Consider the following 16,118-nt stretch of genomic DNA (forward strand, 5'->3'; position numbering starts at 1 on the left):
TCATCGTATGGTTGCCCGCCGATGGCGCTGATCACGATCGAGGGCATCGACGGGGCGGGCAAGTCGACGCTGGCCGCCGGGTTGGCCGCGGCGCTGCCCGATGCGGTGCTGCTGCGCGAGCCGGGCGGCGTGGCGCTGGCCGAGCGCGTGCGCGCGGTGGTCAAGGACCCGGGGCTGCGCGTGGGCGCGCGGGCCGAGGCGCTGCTCTACGCGGCGGCGCGGGCGCAGCTGGTCGAGGAGGCCGTCGCGCCGCAGCTGGCCGCCGGGCGGCTGGTGCTGCTGGACCGCTTCGTCGACTCCTCGCTGGCCTACCAGGGCGCGGGTCGGGCGCTGGGCGTCGAGGCCGTGCGGGCGATCAACGACTTCGGCACCGGCGGCCTGGTGGCCGATCGCACGCTGCTGCTGCGGCTGGACCCGGCGGTGGCCCGGATGCGGGCGGGCGCGCGGGGCGAGCCGGTCGACCGGCTCGAGGCCGAGGGCCAGGACTTCTTCGCGACGATCGCGGCGGCCTACGACGCGCTGGCCGCGGCCGAGCCGGCGCGGTGGGTCGTGCTCGATGCCTCGCGCCCCCCGGACGCGCTGCTGGCCGATGCTCTGGCTGCACTCGGCTAGTTTCCGGGCGATGCGAGCCGCCCTGCTGTGCGTCCTGGTGCTGGCGTGTGCGCCGGCCGTGGCCGCTGCGCAGACGGCGACGACGCCCGCGCCGGTCGCCACCACGGGCGTCCCGCCCGTGACGTCGACCGCTCCGGCCACCACCACGACGCAGCCCGTCACCCAGGTCGAGATCAACGCGCCCGGGCCGACCGAGGACGACGTCGGCCCGACCCCGCTGGCCGTCGGCCTGCTCGTCGCGCTGGCCCTCGCCGTGGTCGCCTTCCTGGCCTGGGCGCTGCTGCGCCTGACCGCCTGGGAGCCCGGCTGGCTGCCCCAGCTGCGTCACTCGGTCGGCGAGGCCGGCTACCGCTTCGGCGCCACCTGGGCCCAGTTTCGCGACTGGTTCTCGCCCCGCCACCGCTGACCCGTTCCGAACCGGTTCAAGACCGGGTTTGTGCAGCCCGGCGAGCTAAAATATGCGGTGGATGCGGGGTGGTCTCGCGCAGAGCCCCCCAGGTCCGTGATTCCGTCCGATCCGAAGAGGACGCTTCACGACCCCGTCTTCCCATCACCGAAGACACCCCTTCACCCGCGGCAGGAGGGGAATTTCCCCGCATTCGACCCACTTTTCCGGGAGGCAGCAGCATGACGGACATCAGCGCCCAGACCCCACTCGCCACCGATTTCACGGCCAGTGAAGCGCTGCACGTCCGGCGCCTCTTCACGACGCCAGACGTGCACCCGTTCGACACCGTCGATTGGGAGATCCGCGACGCGCGGATCGGGCACGGCGACCGCGTCGCGTTCGAGCAGCCCGACGTCGAGTTCCCGTCCTCGTGGTCGCAGAACGCGACGAACATCGTCTCCCAGAAGTACTTCCGCGGGCAGCTCAACTCGCCGACCCGCGAGCGCTCGGTCAAGCAGATGATCTCCCGCGTCGCCGGCACGATCGCCGACTGGGGCCGTTCGCGCGGCTACTTCGCCACGCCCGAGGACGGCGACGCCTTCGAGAGCGAGCTGACGTTCATCCTGCTGCACCAGATGGCGGCCTTCAACAGCCCCGTCTGGTTCAACGTCGGGTTCGAGGAGCAGCCGCAGTGCTCGGCCTGCTTCATCCTGTCCGTCGAGGACACGATGGAGTCGATCCTCGACTGGAACACCCGCGAGGGCAAGATCTTCCGCGGCGGCTCGGGCTCGGGCATCAACCTGTCCCGCATCCGCTCGTCCAAGGAGCCGCTGTCCAAGGGCGGAACCGCCTCGGGCCCGGTGTCCTTCATGCGTGGCGCCGACTCCTGGGCGGGCACGATCAAGTCGGGCGGCAAGACCCGGCGTGCGGCCAAGATGGTCGTCCTCGACGTCGACCACCCGGACATCATCGACTTCATCCAGTGCAAGGCCAAGGAAGAGGACAAGGCCGAGGCGCTGGCCCGGGCCGGCTTCGACATGTCGATCGACGGTGACGGCTTCACCTCGATCCAGTACCAGAACGCCAACAACTCGGTGCGCGTGACCGAGGCGTTCATGCAGGCCGTCGCGTCCGACGACGACTGGGACACGATCGCTCGCGTCACCGGTGAGGTCGTCGAGACGCTGCCCGCCCGCGAGGTCATGAACGCGATCGCCGACGCCGCCTGGCGCTGCGCCGATCCGGGCGTCCAGTACGACACGACGATCAACCAGTGGCACACGTGCCCGAACTCGGGGCGCATCAACGCGAGCAACCCGTGCTCGGAGTACATGCACGTCGACGACTCGGCCTGCAACCTGGCCTCGCTGAACCTGATGAAGTTCCGTCGCCCGGACGGCTCGTTCGACGTGGCCAGCTACGAGCACGCCGTCGACATCGTCTTCCTGGCCCAGGAGATCATCGTCGGGCCGTCCAGCTACCCGACCGAGGAGATCGGCGCCAACGCTCGCGCGTTCCGCCAGCTCGGCCTGGGCTACGCCAACCTGGGCGCGTTCCTGATGAGCAACGGCATGCCCTACGACTCCGACGAGGGTCGCGGGACCGCCGCCGCCATCACCGCGCTGATGACGGGCCGGGCCTACCTGGGCTCGGCACGCATCGCCGGGGCCATCGGGCCCTACGAGAAGTACGAGGAGAACCGCGAGCCGCACAACGCGGTCATGCGGATGCACCGTGACGCGTCCTACGCGATCCCGGACCGCTTCTGCTCCGACAGCGACCTCCTGGACGCGGCCCGCCGCTCGTGGGACGAGGCGGTCGCGGCCGGCGAGCTGCACGGCTACCGCAACGCGCAGGCCACGGTGCTGGCCCCGACCGGCACGATCTCCTTCCTGATGGACTGCGACACGACCGGCGTGGAGCCGGACTTCTCGCTGGTCAAGTACAAGGAGCTGGTCGGCGGCGGCCAGATGACGATCGTCAACCAGACGATCCCGATGGCGCTGGAGACGCTCGGCTACACGCCCGAGCAGATCGAGCAGATCGAGGCCCACATCAACGAGAACGGCACGATCGTCGACGCCCCCGGGCTGGCCGACGAGCACCTGTCGATCTTCGACGTGGCCGTCGGCGCGCGGGCCATCTCGCACATGGGCCACATCAAGATGATGGGCGCGGTCCAGCCCTTCATCTCGGGCGCGATCTCCAAGACCGTGAACATGCCCAACGAGGTGACGGCCGAGGACATCACCGACGCCTACACCCAGGCGTGGCGGCTGGGCATCAAGGCGCTGGCCATCTACCGCGACGGCTCCAAGACCGCGCAGGCGCTGCGCACCGACGCGCAGATGGGCAAGGACACGCCGGTCACGATCGTCGAGGGCTACACGCAGGAGCAGCTGGACGAGGCGGTCGCCGTCGCGGTCAGCGATGTGCGCTCGAAGATGGGCCCGGCCAGGCGCAAGATGCCGCGTGAGCGTCAGTCGATCACGCACAAGTTCAACGTCGGCGGCCACGAGGGCTACATCACCGCCGGCATGTACGAGGACGGCACGGTCGGCGAGATCTTCCTGACCGACATCGGCAAGGAGGGCTCGACGCTGCGAGGGATGATGAACTCCTTCGCCACGGCGATCTCCATCGCGCTGCAGTACGGCGTGCCGCTCGAGACGCTGGTCGAGAAGTTCGCCTACATGCGCTTCGAGCCGGAAGGGATCACCCAGAACCCGGAGATCCCGTTCGCCAAGTCGATGCCCGACTACATCATGCGCTGGCTGGCCTCGCGCTTCTGCGACGCCGACCTGCAGGAGGAGCTGGGGATCATGACCCCGGCCGTCCGGTCGCGGAAGATCGCCCAGGACACGGCGACCAGCATGAGCTCGGACACGGCCAGCCCGGCCAACGGCGCGACGGCCAAGGCCGTCATCCCGACCCCGGCGCCCAAGCCGACCCTGCCCGCCGCGACGCCCACCCCGGCCGCCTCGGCCATGACGCAGACCCCACCGGTCGTCCCCGCCCGCATGATGGGCCTCGACCTCGGGCCCGCCTGCAACCAGTGCGGCGGCATGATGCAGCGGACCGGCTCGTGCTACACGTGCTCGAGCTGCGGCAACAACACCGGCTGCGGCTGATGATCTGAGTGGTCGTCCGGATGGCACCGGTTTGGCCACGAGATGTCACCGACTCCCATGATCGGGAGTCGTAGTAGGACCAGGAAGGGCCCCGCCAAGCGGGGCCCTTCCTGATTGTCGCCGCCCCACCGCGGCCAACGAATTGAGACCTGTCGGGCCGCTGAATGGGAGTGGCTGGCCACGAAACTAAGAGTGCCCCGCGCCGCGCGGTTAGCCGCCGCCGGCCGCGGCGATCTCGCGGATGAAGTCGCGGACCTCGGTGATGGCTTCGTCGAGGTCGGTGATGGGGAGGCCGATCTCGGCGGCTGCGGCGCGGTAGCGTTCGTACCAGCCCGGCTCGGCGGTCAGCGTGGGCGGCCATGCGTGCTTGCGGCGGCCGGTGAAGATCTCGACGCATGCGTCGCGGACGGCGGGGATGTCGTCAACGATCTCGCGCAGCAGGATGAGGTCGATCAGGTCGCGTTCGCGGTCGTTCTCGCGGTGGTCGAAGCGTTCGGTGACGGCGTGGAGCTTCTGGGCGATCTGGTAGCGCACGGGCAGGCAGGGCAGCGTCCGGGGGCCTTGCAAGCCGGCGAAGTCGAGCGGGAGCGCGGGGACCTGGTCGGGCTTCTGGGCGCTGCCTTCGGGCGGGGAGATCTCCAGCTTGACGCTGCCCCAGTTGCGCCCGGCGAAGAACAGCTTGATGCGCGCGGCGCGGTAGACGGTGTCCATCACCTGCTGGGGTTCCTCGGCCTGGAACGTGAAGCCGTGGTACTCGTCGGCGAGCGCGGCGTCCAAGACGGCGCGCAGCGCCTCGTCGTCGACGCCGATGATCGGGGTTCCGTCGTCGTGGCGGCGCGGGTTGCCGTCGCCGTCCAGGGCTGAGGCGCTGACGCGGAACATCGCGTCGACGTCGCGAGTGGCACGCGCTGGCCCGGGGAAGCGGGCTTCCATGGTCAGCCCGCCCTTGAACCAGAAGGCCGGGCTGCCGTCCTTGAGGGCGGCGCGTTCGATGGCGCCAGCGAAGACCATGAAGGAGATCCAGTTGCGCAGCCGGTTCTGGGCCTGTCCGGTCGCGGTCGCTTGCAGGCTGACGAGCTGCTCAAGCCGGCTGCGGGTCTTGGGGGTCTTGACGGGTTTGGCCGGCGGCTGGGAGGCGTCGGGGCTCATGCTGCCTAGGTGGCCGGGGGGAAGCCGAGCCGGTCGCGCAGCGTTTCGGCCTGCTCGCGCCTGAGGTAGCCGGCGGCCCAGCCGTCCTCAATGGCGGTGCGTAGGATGTCGGGGCGCACGTGCGCGTCAGCGCACTGGAGGATGGTCTTCTCCAGCGTGGTGATCGGCACGCCTTCCATGCGGGTCACGTCCTTGGGGTCCAGCGCGTCCTTGTGCACGACGTACCCGGGCGGGGGCGTGCGCGTGAGGCGCGGCTTGCGCGGGATCGTGACGTGGATCTTGGCCGGGTTGATGATGCTGACGTCATAGAGGTCCAGCGCGGTCTCGTGCGAGATGACGCCCAGGCCGTGGTGCCACAGAGCGGCCGCCATGTACGGGTCCCACTTGGTGACCGGGATCGCGTTGATGCGGTACAGGCCGCTGGCCGGGTGCTCAGCCTGACCGCGGCGTTCCAGATCGTTGAGGCGGCGGACGTCGATGCCGAGTTCGTGCGCGTCAGCGGTCGTGACGTAGCCGTACTGCTCTGTGGCCAGCTCATACAGCTCGTTGTAGCGCTTGCCGGGCATACGCAGATACTACCGCTTTTTGCGGAAAAATCTACATCTCACGGACAGCGCTCGCATATTCTTCCGCTTTTTGCGGAATTATCTGCGCTCGAGCGCAGCCACGTCATCGCGCTGGGACCAGCAAGCATCCCGACCATGCGCCATCTCGGCCGAACCCGTCCTTGCCATCGAGCTCGCCACCGCGATCCACGACTACATCGAGCTCTGGCACAACCCGCGGCGCCGACACTCCGCGCTCGGGATGCGCACCCCCGACGAGATCGAGACGGCATGGCTTCAGGCCAACGCGGCCACGACCACCACGGGAGCCGCAAGGACGGACCGCGCGACCATCCCAAACGGCGACGACTCCGAGCCCTCCGTCACAATCACTAACGACACCAACCACACCGCCTGATTCCAGCGTTGCGACTCCACCGCAACAGGGTCAGATCACGGTCTCCGTCGAATCCACCCCGGCTCACACAGTGCGCACTCTCGCCCTTCGAACCGTCAGGACGGGCCGTTATTGCGCCCGTCGGCGGCGGATGTAGCCCGCGGCGAGTATCACCAGCGCCAGCACGCAAGACGCGCCGACGAATACGAGAGACGAGGGATCTCCGAGCGCCCAGTATGCGACAACCGTCAACAAGCCGATGACGACTCCGAGCAGCATCATGCGGACCCTCTGGGGCCGTGACACCTCAGCACGTCCCCTTCGCGCTGCACTCGACTCGGTGCTTGCTGTAGCCGTAGCCGAAGCCACCGACGGCACCGGCCGTGGCCGCCGCCCCTCCGACAGCGATGCATCCCTCGGCGGGCGCATCGACACGTAGTCCAAGATACGCGCCGCCCGCACACCCGAGTAGTGCCGCGGCCGTAGCGGCATCGCTGGCGGTGTCGAGCCCCGCCTCAATGTCACCCTTGATCTTCTTGTACGTGCTGCCGAGACCGAGGAAGTCCTCACCGGACGGATCGCTGCGGTTGATCGGGTCTCCGCCCACATAGGTGAAACGATCACCCTGAGAAATATCGCCAGCGTGGCTCAGCGGGTCCTCCTGCGTCCAACGCCCGAGCTGTACCAGCGGTAGCCGAAGTGCGTCAGCCCAGTGGCGGACGTGTATCCGCCCTGGTATCGGAACGCGTTGGCGGAGCTGCCGCTTGCTGTCGTCTGGCCGTAGGGGTCGTAGGTGTAGGACTGCGAGTTGTTGCCGTTGACCGAACTGGTCACGGCGCGGACGTTGCCTCGGCCGTCGTAGGTGTAGAACCACTTGTTGCCGGAGCGCCGCTGGGCCACGAGTACTCCGCGATTGTCTCGCGTGTAGTAGGTGGTGGAGGCGGCGATGGCCCGGCTGATGCCGAGGATCGAGTTCTGCAGCGTGGTCGTGCCGTCGGTGGTCTGCTCGACCTGGTTGCCTCCGGCGTACCCAAGCGCGGTGGCGCTTCCGCTGGCCGGCGTGACGCTAGTGGTCTGCTGCAGCGCGTTGTAGCTCAGCGATAGGCCACCCGGGCCACCGGTTAGCTGCCCGGCGCCGTCTGTGGTGTAGCTGTCGGTGAGCAGGACGTTGTCCTCGTTGTAGGTGTAGGTGGTGGTGACCGTCGTGCCGCCGGTCTTCTCATCGCGCTGGGTGATGTTGCCGGCGTTATCGTACGTGTATGTGTACGACTTCGTGATCAGGCCGGTCGGGCTGCCGGCGTGCTTCGCGGCGACCTTCAGTCGATCGGTGTTGGGCCAGTAGCCGTCGGTCCAAACGTCGCCGTTCTCGTCGGTCATGGTGTCGCGACGGGAACCGACGTAGCTGTAGCTGTTGGTGACCGTGCTGCCCCTGATTCGACGGTGCGACGCGCCGTACGCCTGCGAATCCGTCCGGGCCAACTACGTTTCGTACATCTACGGTTCCTGCGACGTCGACCCCGACATCGATGGCTCGGCCTGCGTCCCGCCAGTCGAAATCCAAACTTGGCCGGCGTGCGAACGAAGCTACGCCGACCTGACAGTCGGTTTGGCGACCGACCTGCTCGGACCGATTCCCGCGCTCGGAAGCCAGGCTCGCGGGGTACCCATCATCGAGTTCGACGACGAACTATGACTCGAGGTCTACACCGGCAGTTCGACGGTCGTCATCTTCGCCCGAACCCCGACGGAGCTCGCTGACGTCGTCAACGCATTGCGCGTCGAGCCATCCGATCCACCGCTGAGCCCCTCCGTGGTCACCGTCGCGAGCGGCAACCTGCCCGCCCCGGTCGCCGGGGCCGTCGAAGCGCCCGAAGCGCATTGACTGACCCAATCGGGGTCGTGTTCTGGGGAACCGCCGCCACGCACCGCTGGCTGGCCGGCTACGACCGAGGCGGGCCTTTCCAGAGCGACGTTCTGGGCGACATCACTCGTCATGTCGGATGGACGCGGCACAACACGGACAACATCTTCCGTCAGGATTCAAAGACCGACCATGGGTGCGTCGAGAATCCAGGAGATACAGATCTCGCCTCGACGAGCGGATTCGGGAACGACCGCTACCACCTGCGGATGTGGGACCTGCGAGGAAACCGGTATTCCAACCAGAACTTCTATGCGTCCACCACGCCACACAAGGAGCACTGGGTGTGGGGAGACGGCCAGAACAACGACAACGACTGTGGCACTGGACCGGGCACCGGTTCGCACGCGGTCGATGCGACCACCTCGAGCCAGGCCAGTGGCTTTGACCTGGCCCGGCGACGCATGCGCCAGGCCTACCTCGGCCACAGCCGGCACCCCGTCGAGGACGATTACTTTGGTAACACGCAGCAGGTGAAGCAGTGCGACGGGCAATTCGCGGGGAGCAACGGCAACGGCGTACTCATCCGGGTCGAACGTGGCGCGACGGCCCCGTAACTGCGCGCTCACAGCGCTGAGACGCACCGCCGCGCTGACTACCTGCGCGACCGCGCTCGTTCTAGTGCTGGCTGGTCCAACTGAGGCGACTTCGCCCGCGACCGTGCCAGCGTGCGGATCGGATCGAGCGCAAGTGTTCCCTCGCTACTTCCTGGGACCCGACGCCGCAGGCAAGCCTCTCGAGGCAACGGGCCGTACCTGCGACAGGCACCCCGCACGCGGCGAGCCCGTCCGGGCAAACTTCTGGTTCGCTCGGTACGACACATGCGATGCCTGCACGATCGGAGTGCAAGTTCAGACCTGGCCGGCCTGCGAACGCAACGCATCGAGCGTTGCGACGACGCCGCAGCGTCGCATCCGCGTACGCGGCGCTCCCGCCGCGATCCTCGATGGGCGGGTCGAGATCTACACAGGGCGCGTCACGATCGTGCTGTTCGCCCAGTCCACGCGCGCCGCGCTGAAGCAGGGGCGTTTCCTTCGTACGGTTGGACACGACCGGCCCAAGGTCTCGCCCGGAGAGCGACTGCCGGCGCCCACCAACGGCGCGTTGGAGGGGCACCTGAAGTGTTGATCGAGCCGGCCACCGATGAATGAGCGCCAAGGTGTCCGCGCAATAGCGATGCTCGTTGCAGCACTTGCGGTGCTTGCGGGCATCTTGCTGGTCGGCGCGGTGTTCGCGGTCACCGCTGGCGCGACGTCGGGTCTTCCGGCTCTCGCGGGCGTCGCTACGGCGTTATCTGGGCTTGCACTAGGTGCCGCAGGACTTACTTCGGCGAGCCGCTCGCCGTATCCGGCGAGGTCCCTGCTGCTGACCGGCGCGAGCGTTGCGACGTACCTCCTCGTGTACTTCGTCATCGTGGGTGTTGCCGAAGGTGGCTGACGCGGACAACGCGATCCAACCCGGCCCCGTCACTGCGCGAGGCGGACCTCTGGGGCTCCGTATGGGAAATCTCCGATGCGTGGTCCGCCCGGTTGTAACGGCGACCTCTTGCCTCAGCGCCGTCGCGATGTTATGGCTCACGGCGCCCGCGCGACTGCAGCGCCAAACTGCGGCGACGCGCCAGGCAAGACGCTCTACCAGACCAACGCCGTCCGGGTCTTCCGCCCGGACGCCAGCAAGGGCCAGAATGGCCGTGCAATCCAGGCCTGTCTACTACTGAGCCAGGCTGGGATCGACGGAGACTGAGCGTGGACCGAGCTGATCGGCAAGTCATGGTCTCCCAAGCCGTCATCGCGAGGGACCTACTCAGCGACGCCCTGGCCCGCCGGCCCTTTCCGACGTGAGACGTGAACAAGTACGGCCCCGACGATCAAACACACCACTGCACCGAGTTCGTTGACGACGAAGATCGCATATCTCATTGTGCTGTTAGCCGAGCCGGTCCAGTTCCCCGCCAGGACGCCCATGAGCGCGGTTCCGACAGCCACGAGGATTAGTGCGAAGCCTGCGATCAGCATCAGCGCACGCCTATGGACTGGTCTTCGCGTTCTTAGAGTCGGGGCGGACTACCTCCAGCCAGTACACCGGCGCCGCGAACATCGGCCAGAGCCAGAGTTGGCTGCGCCAGTGGGCAATTGCGGGATCTCGTTTCGAACGGATCGTGGCGTCTTTCCAGCATTGCCAGGTCGAGTACAGACCAGCCACCATGGCAACTGCCAAGACGCCGACGATCACTACGCCTCCGATCGCCGACGAATCTCCCCCATCATCGTCCGGGGCGGCGATCAACACCAAGAGGCCGAGGCCGATACCGACCAGCAAGACTGCGAACGGAAGGAAGGCAATCGCCCCGAATAGCGGACTTGAGATGAACTTCTCTTCGTTGCCGGCGTCAGAAGACATCGCTGACTGCCTTGGACACCTTATGGGCAGCGTCATCAACAGCAAATGCCGCCTCACCACTGATGCAGGCGCTGCGCTTGAGACCCGATCGGTCAGTGAAGTTGATCGGGTCGCCCCGACATAGCCGAACCGATTGCCGCTTGAGATCGATGACATGCTGAACGGGACCTGTTGAGTCCAAGGGCCGATCTCGAGCATGTACCAGCGGTAGCCGAAGTGAGTTGCCGTCGGTGACGCTGGAGATCCGACTGATGGAGGTCGTGTACCCGATCGTGGTCTTGTTGATCTGCGGGCCACTCGACACGATTGGTGGGGTGATCTCGATGAGGTTGCCCGCCGGGTCGTAGCCGTAGCTCGTGGTGTGGTTGTTGGGGTCGGTGCTCGAGCTGACCCGGTTGTGATGGGTGAGCCGGGCTGACTCATCGAGCTTGCCGCTATTGAAGTCGCCCGCCCCAAGGTGGACGGGCGAACAATCGTGAAAATCCAGCGCACCGACCTTCGCGGCCAAATACAACAACGCGGGCACTTGCGTTGGCGGACCCGGACGTTGGGACTGGATCGGCACTGACTGGCGTCCGGCCGAGACGTAGGTTCGGCTCATGGATGACATCGACCTCAACCCGTTCCGCCGGTGCCTGCTCAAGCACGGCACGCAGGCCGACGCGCGCGTGCTCGACGTGACCGTCTCGGCGATGCAGCAGCCGGATGCCTTCCTGACCCGCAAGTACACCGTCGAGGTTCAGCCGGCGGACGAGGCGCCGTTCCAGACGCACATCAAGGAGGCGTTCACGCTGTTCTGGGCGCCCAAGCGCGGCGATCTGCTGAAGGTCCGCTACAACCCGCGCACCCACAAGGCGGCGTTCGACCTCAAGGGTGACCCGCGCTACGACGCGGACATGCAGAAGCCCGCCGGCCAGTGGACCGAGGGCGAGGCGCCGCCGCCCTCGATCTACGGGACGCGTGCCACGCGGATGGCCACGCCGACCGACATGGCCGCGCTTCTGTCCTCGCTCACCGCCTCCGCCTCCGCCTCCGCCACCCCCGCGACGGTGGCCGACCGGCTTGCCCAGGTCGACGCGATGCGCGCCGCGGGCACGATCACCGCGGCCGAGCACGCCGAGCAGCGCGCCCGCATCCTGCAGTCGCTCTGACCCGCGACACTGGAGGCGTGCGCTACGGCATCTACGTCCCCAACCTGTGGGACTTCGGCTCCCCCGACCGCCTGCTCGACCTGGCGCTCGAGGCCGAGGCCAGCGGCTGGGACGGCTTCTTCATCTGGGACCACCTGCTCGACGCCGACGCGGCAGCGGCCGACCCGCAGATCACGCTGGCGGCCATCGCCGCGCGCACCGAGCGCCTGGCGACCGGCGCGCTCCTCACGCCGCTGGCCCGCCGGCGGCCGTGGAAGGTCGCGCGCGAGCTGGCGTCGCTGGCCGCGCTCGCCCCGGGCCGGATCGTGGCCAGCGTCGGCCTCGGGGTGCCGGCCGACTATCGGGCGTTCAGCTCCGAGTTGCAGTCCGACCAGGAGCGCGGCGCGGCGCTGGACGACGGCCTGGAGATCGTGCGCGAGCTCCTGTCCAGCCCGGACCCGGTGCGCTGGACCCGGCCGCCGGATCGCGAGGCCGTGCTCGGCGCGCTGGTCGTCGCCAGCCCGGCCTTCACACCTCGACCGCCGCAGGCCATCCCGTTCTGGGCCGGAGCGCGGATCCAACGCGACCCCGGGCGGCGGCAGCCGCGCAAGCCGTTCGCCCGCGCCGCGACGCTGGAGGGCCTGTTTCCCGTGGCCAGCGACTGGGCCGGTCCGCCCCTCTCACCGGATGAGCTCGCCCACGCCGTCCAGCTGACCTTCGGCGCCGACGCCACCCGCGTGCCCGACGGCTACGACCTGGTCACCTGCGGGCGCACGCGCGGCGTGCCCAGCGCGTCCGACCCGGGCGCCTACGCCACCCTCGGCCTCACCTGGTGGCTGGAGCAGATGCCCGACGACGCGTCGATCGAGCAGGCGCGGGGCCTCATCCGCCAAGGGCCGCCGGAGTAGCGCCACCCGCCCGCCTCGAAACTGCGCACCGATCCTCGATTACGATTTGATACGAGATCCTGCGTTGTTCGGCGAGGAGAGGAAGTCGTGTCAGGTCTGGAGGAGAAGGTCGCGCTGATCTCCGGTGGGTCTCGGGGGATGGGCGCCGCGACCGCGCGGGAGATGGTCCGCGCCGGCGCGCGGGTGGTCATCGGCGACGTCCTGGATGAGGCGGGCCGGGCGCTGGCGGCGGAGCTGGGATCGAGCGTCACGTACGTCCACCTCGACGTGACCAGCGAAGCGGACTGGGATGCGGCGGTGGCCGCGACGACCGCCGCCTACGGGCGCCTGAACGTGCTGGTCAACAACGCGGGCATCCTGCGCAACGCCCCGATCGAGGAGCACTCGAAGGCCGACTGGGACGCGGTCCTGGCCGTCAACCTGACCGGCGTGTTCAACGGGATGCGGGCCGCGATCCCCGCGTTGCGAGAGGCCGGCGGCGGGTCGATCATCAACGTGTCCTCGGCGGTCGGGCTGCGCGGCTATCCGGCCGCGCCGGCCTACGTGGCTGCGAAGTTCGGCGTGCGCGGGCTGACGAAGGCCGCCGCGCTGGACCTGGGCCGGTACGGCATCCGCGTCAACTCGATCCACCCCGGGCTGATCCGCACCCCGATGGTCGGCGAGGACGAGACCCAGTTCGACGTCTCCGGGTTCGCGCTGAACCGCGTCGGCGAGCCGGTCGAGGTCGCGCGGCTGACCGTCTACCTGGCCAGCGACGACGCGTCGTACTCGACGGGGGCGGAGTTCATCGTGGACGGCGGGGAGACCGCCGGGCACGCCGCGGCGCCGTAGACGTCAGGCCGCGTCGACGACCGCGCGCAGCTCGCCCGTCGTGCGCTCGGCGCCGGTGCGCACCGCCTCGATCACGTCGCGGTGCAGGCGCGCCTTGGTCCCGGCGAAGGCGTCCGCGTTGAGCGCCGCGAGCTGCTCGACCACCCCGGCGGTCTCGGCCTCGAGCTGCTCGGCGGGCACCGCCCGATCGAGGTAGCCGACCGTCACGGCGTCGGCGGGCGCGTACAGCGTCGCCCCCAACAGCGCCTGCTGCAGGTGCGGCTGGGCCAGGCGGTACTCGGCCAGCGCCATCCCGGCCCAGGGCACGGTCAGGCCGATCGCCACCTCGTTGAGCCCGACCCGGAACGGGCCGTCGACGCCGATGCGCACGTCGGCGGCGAGCAGGACGAAGGCGCCGGCGGCCATCGCGTGACCGGTGGCGGCGACGACGACCGGGCGCGGGAACGCGAGCAGGCGCTCCCACAGCGCAGCGCCCATGGCCAGCATCTCGATGACCGCCTCGCCGTCGCCGGACTGGAAGACCTTCAGGTCGAAGCCGGCCGAGAAGCAGCCGTCGCGGCCGGTGATGACCAGCGGCCCGGAGCCGGTGCCCTCGGCCTCGTCGAGCGCGCCGTGCAGCGCGCGCAGGGTGGGGATCGAGAAGGCGTTGACCTTGCCGTCGTCGAGGACGATGCGGCCATCGGCGTACGTGACGGGAGAGCTCATGGCGCGGCGATTCAAGCAGGTCGGGCGAGTCACGGAGGCGACGCGCGACGACGACGGTCAGATGACACATGCGAGGCTTAGGCCCAGGCCGTAGGTTCACCGACATGCCCACCATCACCACCGACGACGGCGTCGAGATCTACTTCAAGGACTGGGGCTCGGGACAGCCGATCGTCTTCAGCCACGGCTGGCCGCTGTCCGCCGACGACTGGGACGCCCAGATGCTGTTCTTCCTCAGCGAGGGCTACCGCGTGATCGCGCACGATCGCCGGGGCCACGGCCGGTCCACGCAGGTCAGCGACGGCCACGACATGGACCACTACGCCGCGGACCTGCGCGCGGTGGTCGAGCACCTCGACCTGCGCGACGCGGTCCACGTCGGCCACTCCACCGGCGGCGGCGAGGTCGCGCACTACATCGGCACCTACGGCGAGGACCGCGTGGCCAAGGCCGTGCTGATCAGCGCGGTGCCGCCGATCATGGTGCAGACCGAGGCCAACCCCGGCGGCCTGCCCAAGAGCGTGTTCGACGACCTCCAGGCGCAGCTGGCCGCCAGCCGCTCGGAGTTCTACCGGGCGCTGCCCTCCGGCCCGTTCTACGGCTTCAACCGCGACGACCGCGAGTTCTCCGAGGCGATCGTGGAGAACTGGTGGCGCCAGGGCATGATGGGTGGCGCCAAGGCGCACTACGACGGCATCGTCGCCTTCTCGCAGACCGACTTCACCGAGGACCTCAAGAAGATCACGGTGCCGGTGCTGGTCATGCACGGCGAGGACGACCAGATCGTGCCCTACGCCGACTCGGGTCCGCTGTCGGCCGAGCTCGTCCAGAACGGGACGCTCAAGTCGTACCCGAACTTCCCGCACGGGATGCCGACGACCGAGGCCCCGACGATCAACGCCGACCTTCTGGAGTTCCTGAAGTCCTGACCGACGCGCGCACGTCCGCCGCGGCGCAGGTCGCCGCCGTCCGGGACGACCCGGCGGCGCGGCTTGCGCTGATGGCGCGCGTGTTCCGCGGGCCGACCGGCCGCGCGCCGCGGCACCTGCCCTACCGGCGCGCGGCGCTGTCGTTCATGCGCTGGCAGCAGCGCCGCGGCCTGCTCGAGCCGCTGCACGCCTCACCACCGGGCAGCCGGTGGTGGCGGTCGGTCAACGAGGGGCTGCTGCGCGACGGCTGCGAGACGATCGCGCTGCTCGGCGGCGCGCCCGGCCCGCCATCGGCGCCCGCCGTCGATCGCTGGCTGGCCTTCGCCGACCGGCCGACCGCCGCCAACTGGTACGCCGCGCACAACGCGAGCGTCGTCGCCGGCTACCTCGAGCACCAATCGGTGGCCGAGTCCGAGAGCGCACCCGAGCGCTTCTTCATGAACGTCGCGCTCGTGCGGGTCCTCTACGCGCACGCGCTGGCCGGCGCGCCGCGCCTGGCTCTGGGCCGGTTCGCGCCGTTCGGACGCGTGCTCGGGGATCCGCGCCTGGGGATGGCCGGCGCCTTCCTCTCGTTGCACCGCGTCCTGCCCGACCGCTACCCGCTGGTGCGCGACGTCGACCGCTACATCGCCGACGAGCAGCGCCTGGGTCGGATGCTCGACTACGCCGTGATCGTGCCGCGGCTGCAGCGCCTGTACGAGTGGTCGGCCACCGCGTTGGACGAGCCGCGCCTGCTCGGGCTCGTGCAGGACGGGAGCCCGATCTACGCGTGGCCGCCGGAGCAGCGCGGCGTGTGGCGCACCGCGCACATGCCCCGAGCCGGTCGCCTGCTGGAGCGGGCCACCCGCCCGCTGGCCTGACCGGTAGCGTCGGGCCATGGGACCGATCGAGCAGGGACTGACCGAGTCGCTGGACGCCATCGCGCAGCAGCCGTCCTGGCCGGACGCGCTGGCCGCGTTGCGCCCGCAGCTGATCGCGCTGGCCCAGGTCGTCGACAGCGTCGAGCAGCGCGTCGGCCACCTGGAGGCCGACCAGCGCATGCGCGACCGCTACCAGACGGGCATGTGACCGC

22 protein-coding genes are annotated in these 16,118 nt (G+C 69.1%); 14 read left to right on the plus strand and 8 right to left on the minus strand.

The genetic code is table 11. From position 1 onward, the window contains the following. Positions 1–21: 21 nt before the first annotated feature. The 3 genes from tmk to ACZ5UI_RS17290 all read left to right on the plus strand — a co-directional run bounded on the left by tmk (position 22) and on the right by ACZ5UI_RS17290 (position 4,131). A complete protein-coding gene (gene tmk / locus ACZ5UI_RS17280) occupies positions 22–612 on the plus strand; it encodes a dTMP kinase (RefSeq protein WP_464189120.1) in 591 nt (196 codons plus the stop codon). Between the two features lie 10 nt (positions 613–622). Beyond that, entirely contained in the window at positions 623–1,018 is a 396-nt protein-coding gene (locus ACZ5UI_RS17285) for a hypothetical protein (protein WP_464189122.1), read from the plus strand. Positions 1,019–1,239: 221 nt separating this feature from the next. After that, entirely contained in the window at positions 1,240–4,131 is a 2,892-nt protein-coding gene (locus ACZ5UI_RS17290) for a vitamin B12-dependent ribonucleotide reductase (RefSeq protein WP_464189125.1), read from the plus strand. Between the two features lie 210 nt (positions 4,132–4,341). Here the strand turns inward: ACZ5UI_RS17290 and ACZ5UI_RS17295 are convergent, their stop codons facing one another. Both ACZ5UI_RS17295 and ACZ5UI_RS17300 read right to left on the minus strand, forming a co-directional pair. Further along, a complete protein-coding gene (locus tag ACZ5UI_RS17295; RefSeq protein ID WP_464189127.1) occupies positions 4,342–5,280 on the minus strand; it encodes a nucleotidyl transferase AbiEii/AbiGii toxin family protein in 939 nt (312 codons plus the stop codon). A gap of 5 nt (positions 5,281–5,285) precedes the next feature. Then, complete coding sequence (locus ACZ5UI_RS17300; protein ID WP_464189129.1) at positions 5,286–5,846, minus strand: type IV toxin-antitoxin system AbiEi family antitoxin domain-containing protein; 561 nt, start codon at positions 5,844–5,846, stop codon at positions 5,286–5,288. Positions 5,847–5,916: 70 nt separating this feature from the next. Here ACZ5UI_RS17300 and ACZ5UI_RS17305 point away from each other — a divergent pair, with 70 nt between their 5' ends. Beyond that, positions 5,917–6,243 (plus strand): hypothetical protein, encoded by a 327-nt coding sequence (locus ACZ5UI_RS17305; protein ID WP_464189131.1) that lies wholly within the window; start codon positions 5,917–5,919, stop codon positions 6,241–6,243. A 286-nt stretch (positions 6,244–6,529) separates the two neighbouring features. Here ACZ5UI_RS17305 and ACZ5UI_RS17310 read toward each other — a convergent pair whose 3' ends face one another. Then, complete coding sequence (locus tag ACZ5UI_RS17310) at positions 6,530–6,829, minus strand: hypothetical protein (protein ID WP_464189133.1); 300 nt, start codon at positions 6,827–6,829, stop codon at positions 6,530–6,532. A 41-nt stretch (positions 6,830–6,870) separates the two neighbouring features. Continuing rightward, entirely contained in the window at positions 6,871–7,599 is a 729-nt protein-coding gene (locus ACZ5UI_RS17315; protein WP_464189136.1) for an RHS repeat-associated core domain-containing protein, read from the minus strand. Positions 7,600–7,636: 37 nt separating this feature from the next. Between ACZ5UI_RS17315 and ACZ5UI_RS17320 the strand changes: the two genes are divergently transcribed. The 4 genes from ACZ5UI_RS17320 to ACZ5UI_RS17335 all read left to right on the plus strand — a co-directional run bounded on the left by ACZ5UI_RS17320 (position 7,637) and on the right by ACZ5UI_RS17335 (position 9,580). After that, positions 7,637–7,915 (plus strand): hypothetical protein, encoded by a 279-nt coding sequence (locus ACZ5UI_RS17320; RefSeq protein ID WP_464189138.1) that lies wholly within the window; start codon positions 7,637–7,639, stop codon positions 7,913–7,915. 206 nt (positions 7,916–8,121) lie between these two features. Further along, positions 8,122–8,700: a hypothetical protein gene (locus ACZ5UI_RS17325; protein ID WP_464189140.1), complete on the plus strand. Its 579-nt coding sequence runs from the start codon at positions 8,122–8,124 to the stop codon at positions 8,698–8,700. 133 nt (positions 8,701–8,833) lie between these two features. After that, complete coding sequence (locus ACZ5UI_RS17330; protein WP_464189142.1) at positions 8,834–9,271, plus strand: hypothetical protein; 438 nt, start codon at positions 8,834–8,836, stop codon at positions 9,269–9,271. Positions 9,272–9,286: 15 nt separating this feature from the next. Continuing rightward, a complete protein-coding gene (locus ACZ5UI_RS17335; protein ID WP_464189144.1) occupies positions 9,287–9,580 on the plus strand; it encodes a hypothetical protein in 294 nt (97 codons plus the stop codon). A 362-nt stretch (positions 9,581–9,942) separates the two neighbouring features. On the opposite strand, the gene ACZ5UI_RS17340 is transcribed toward ACZ5UI_RS17335, so the two are convergent. The 3 genes from ACZ5UI_RS17340 to ACZ5UI_RS17350 are packed head-to-tail and all read right to left on the minus strand — an operon-like array spanning position 9,943 to position 11,144. Beyond that, complete coding sequence (locus ACZ5UI_RS17340) at positions 9,943–10,158, minus strand: hypothetical protein (protein ID WP_464189146.1); 216 nt, start codon at positions 10,156–10,158, stop codon at positions 9,943–9,945. 10 nt (positions 10,159–10,168) lie between these two features. Then, the gene (locus tag ACZ5UI_RS17345) at positions 10,169–10,543 is read right to left on the minus strand and encodes a hypothetical protein (protein ID WP_464189148.1); all 375 of its coding nucleotides are present in this window, start codon (positions 10,541–10,543) and stop codon (positions 10,169–10,171) included. Beyond that, positions 10,533–11,144, minus strand: a complete 612-nt coding sequence (locus ACZ5UI_RS17350) for an RHS repeat domain-containing protein (protein WP_464189151.1) — start codon at positions 11,142–11,144, stop codon at positions 10,533–10,535. The genes ACZ5UI_RS17345 and ACZ5UI_RS17350 overlap by 11 nt, the downstream gene beginning before the upstream one ends. On the opposite strand from ACZ5UI_RS17350, the gene ACZ5UI_RS17355 reads away from it, so the two are divergent. The 3 genes from ACZ5UI_RS17355 (at position 11,143) to ACZ5UI_RS17365 (ending at position 13,412) form a co-directional block, all read left to right on the plus strand. Further along, positions 11,143–11,694, plus strand: a complete 552-nt coding sequence (locus ACZ5UI_RS17355; RefSeq protein ID WP_464189153.1) for a hypothetical protein — start codon at positions 11,143–11,145, stop codon at positions 11,692–11,694. The genes ACZ5UI_RS17350 and ACZ5UI_RS17355 overlap by 2 nt on opposite strands. A 17-nt stretch (positions 11,695–11,711) precedes the next feature. Continuing rightward, on the plus strand, positions 11,712–12,581 hold the full coding sequence (locus ACZ5UI_RS17360) for an LLM class flavin-dependent oxidoreductase (protein ID WP_464189155.1): 870 nt from the start codon (positions 11,712–11,714) through the stop codon (positions 12,579–12,581). A gap of 87 nt (positions 12,582–12,668) precedes the next feature. Further along, on the plus strand, positions 12,669–13,412 hold the full coding sequence (locus ACZ5UI_RS17365; protein WP_464189157.1) for an SDR family oxidoreductase: 744 nt from the start codon (positions 12,669–12,671) through the stop codon (positions 13,410–13,412). A gap of 3 nt (positions 13,413–13,415) precedes the next feature. Here the strand turns inward: ACZ5UI_RS17365 and ACZ5UI_RS17370 are convergent, their stop codons facing one another. Further along, positions 13,416–14,117 (minus strand): crotonase/enoyl-CoA hydratase family protein, encoded by a 702-nt coding sequence (locus ACZ5UI_RS17370; RefSeq protein ID WP_464189159.1) that lies wholly within the window; start codon positions 14,115–14,117, stop codon positions 13,416–13,418. 104 nt (positions 14,118–14,221) lie between these two features. Between ACZ5UI_RS17370 and ACZ5UI_RS17375 the strand changes: the two genes are divergently transcribed. From ACZ5UI_RS17375 to ACZ5UI_RS17385, 3 genes are all read left to right on the plus strand, one after another. Next, positions 14,222–15,046 carry an alpha/beta fold hydrolase gene (locus ACZ5UI_RS17375; RefSeq protein WP_464189162.1) on the plus strand — a complete coding sequence of 275 codons (825 nt, stop codon included), beginning with the start codon at positions 14,222–14,224 and terminating at the stop codon, positions 15,044–15,046. A 71-nt stretch (positions 15,047–15,117) separates the two neighbouring features. Beyond that, positions 15,118–15,906, plus strand: coding sequence for a hypothetical protein (locus ACZ5UI_RS17380; protein ID WP_464189164.1), 789 nt, complete (start codon positions 15,118–15,120; stop codon positions 15,904–15,906). Between the two features lie 16 nt (positions 15,907–15,922). Continuing rightward, positions 15,923–16,114 carry a hypothetical protein gene (locus ACZ5UI_RS17385; RefSeq protein WP_464189166.1) on the plus strand — a complete coding sequence of 64 codons (192 nt, stop codon included), beginning with the start codon at positions 15,923–15,925 and terminating at the stop codon, positions 16,112–16,114. The last annotated feature ends 4 nt before the right edge of the window (positions 16,115–16,118 follow it).

This window comes from Conexibacter sp. JCM 18997 (assembly GCF_055391915.1).

Coding starts and splice junctions, on each gene's coding strand:
- ACZ5UI_RS17385 (WP_464189166.1), top strand. CDS start 15,923: ATGGGACCGATCGAGCAGGGACTGACCGAGTCGCTGGACGCCATCGCG.
- ACZ5UI_RS17285 (WP_464189122.1), top strand. CDS start 623: ATGCGAGCCGCCCTGCTGTGCGTCCTGGTGCTGGCGTGTGCGCCGGCC.
- ACZ5UI_RS17295 (WP_464189127.1), bottom strand. CDS start 5,280: ATGAGCCCCGACGCCTCCCAGCCGCCGGCCAAACCCGTCAAGACCCCC.
- ACZ5UI_RS17335 (WP_464189144.1), top strand. CDS start 9,287: ATGAATGAGCGCCAAGGTGTCCGCGCAATAGCGATGCTCGTTGCAGCA.
- ACZ5UI_RS17300 (WP_464189129.1), bottom strand. CDS start 5,846: ATGCCCGGCAAGCGCTACAACGAGCTGTATGAGCTGGCCACAGAGCAG.
- ACZ5UI_RS17345 (WP_464189148.1), bottom strand. CDS start 10,543: ATGTCTTCTGACGCCGGCAACGAAGAGAAGTTCATCTCAAGTCCGCTA.
- ACZ5UI_RS17350 (WP_464189151.1), bottom strand. CDS start 11,144: ATGAGCCGAACCTACGTCTCGGCCGGACGCCAGTCAGTGCCGATCCAG.
- ACZ5UI_RS17290 (WP_464189125.1), top strand. CDS start 1,240: ATGACGGACATCAGCGCCCAGACCCCACTCGCCACCGATTTCACGGCC.
- ACZ5UI_RS17370 (WP_464189159.1), bottom strand. CDS start 14,117: ATGAGCTCTCCCGTCACGTACGCCGATGGCCGCATCGTCCTCGACGAC.
- ACZ5UI_RS17315 (WP_464189136.1), bottom strand. CDS start 7,599: ATGACCGACGAGAACGGCGACGTTTGGACCGACGGCTACTGGCCCAAC.
- tmk (WP_464189120.1), top strand. CDS start 22: ATGGCGCTGATCACGATCGAGGGCATCGACGGGGCGGGCAAGTCGACG.
- ACZ5UI_RS17380 (WP_464189164.1), top strand. CDS start 15,118: ATGGCGCGCGTGTTCCGCGGGCCGACCGGCCGCGCGCCGCGGCACCTG.
- ACZ5UI_RS17375 (WP_464189162.1), top strand. CDS start 14,222: ATGCCCACCATCACCACCGACGACGGCGTCGAGATCTACTTCAAGGAC.
- ACZ5UI_RS17355 (WP_464189153.1), top strand. CDS start 11,143: ATGGATGACATCGACCTCAACCCGTTCCGCCGGTGCCTGCTCAAGCAC.
- ACZ5UI_RS17340 (WP_464189146.1), bottom strand. CDS start 10,158: ATGCTGATCGCAGGCTTCGCACTAATCCTCGTGGCTGTCGGAACCGCG.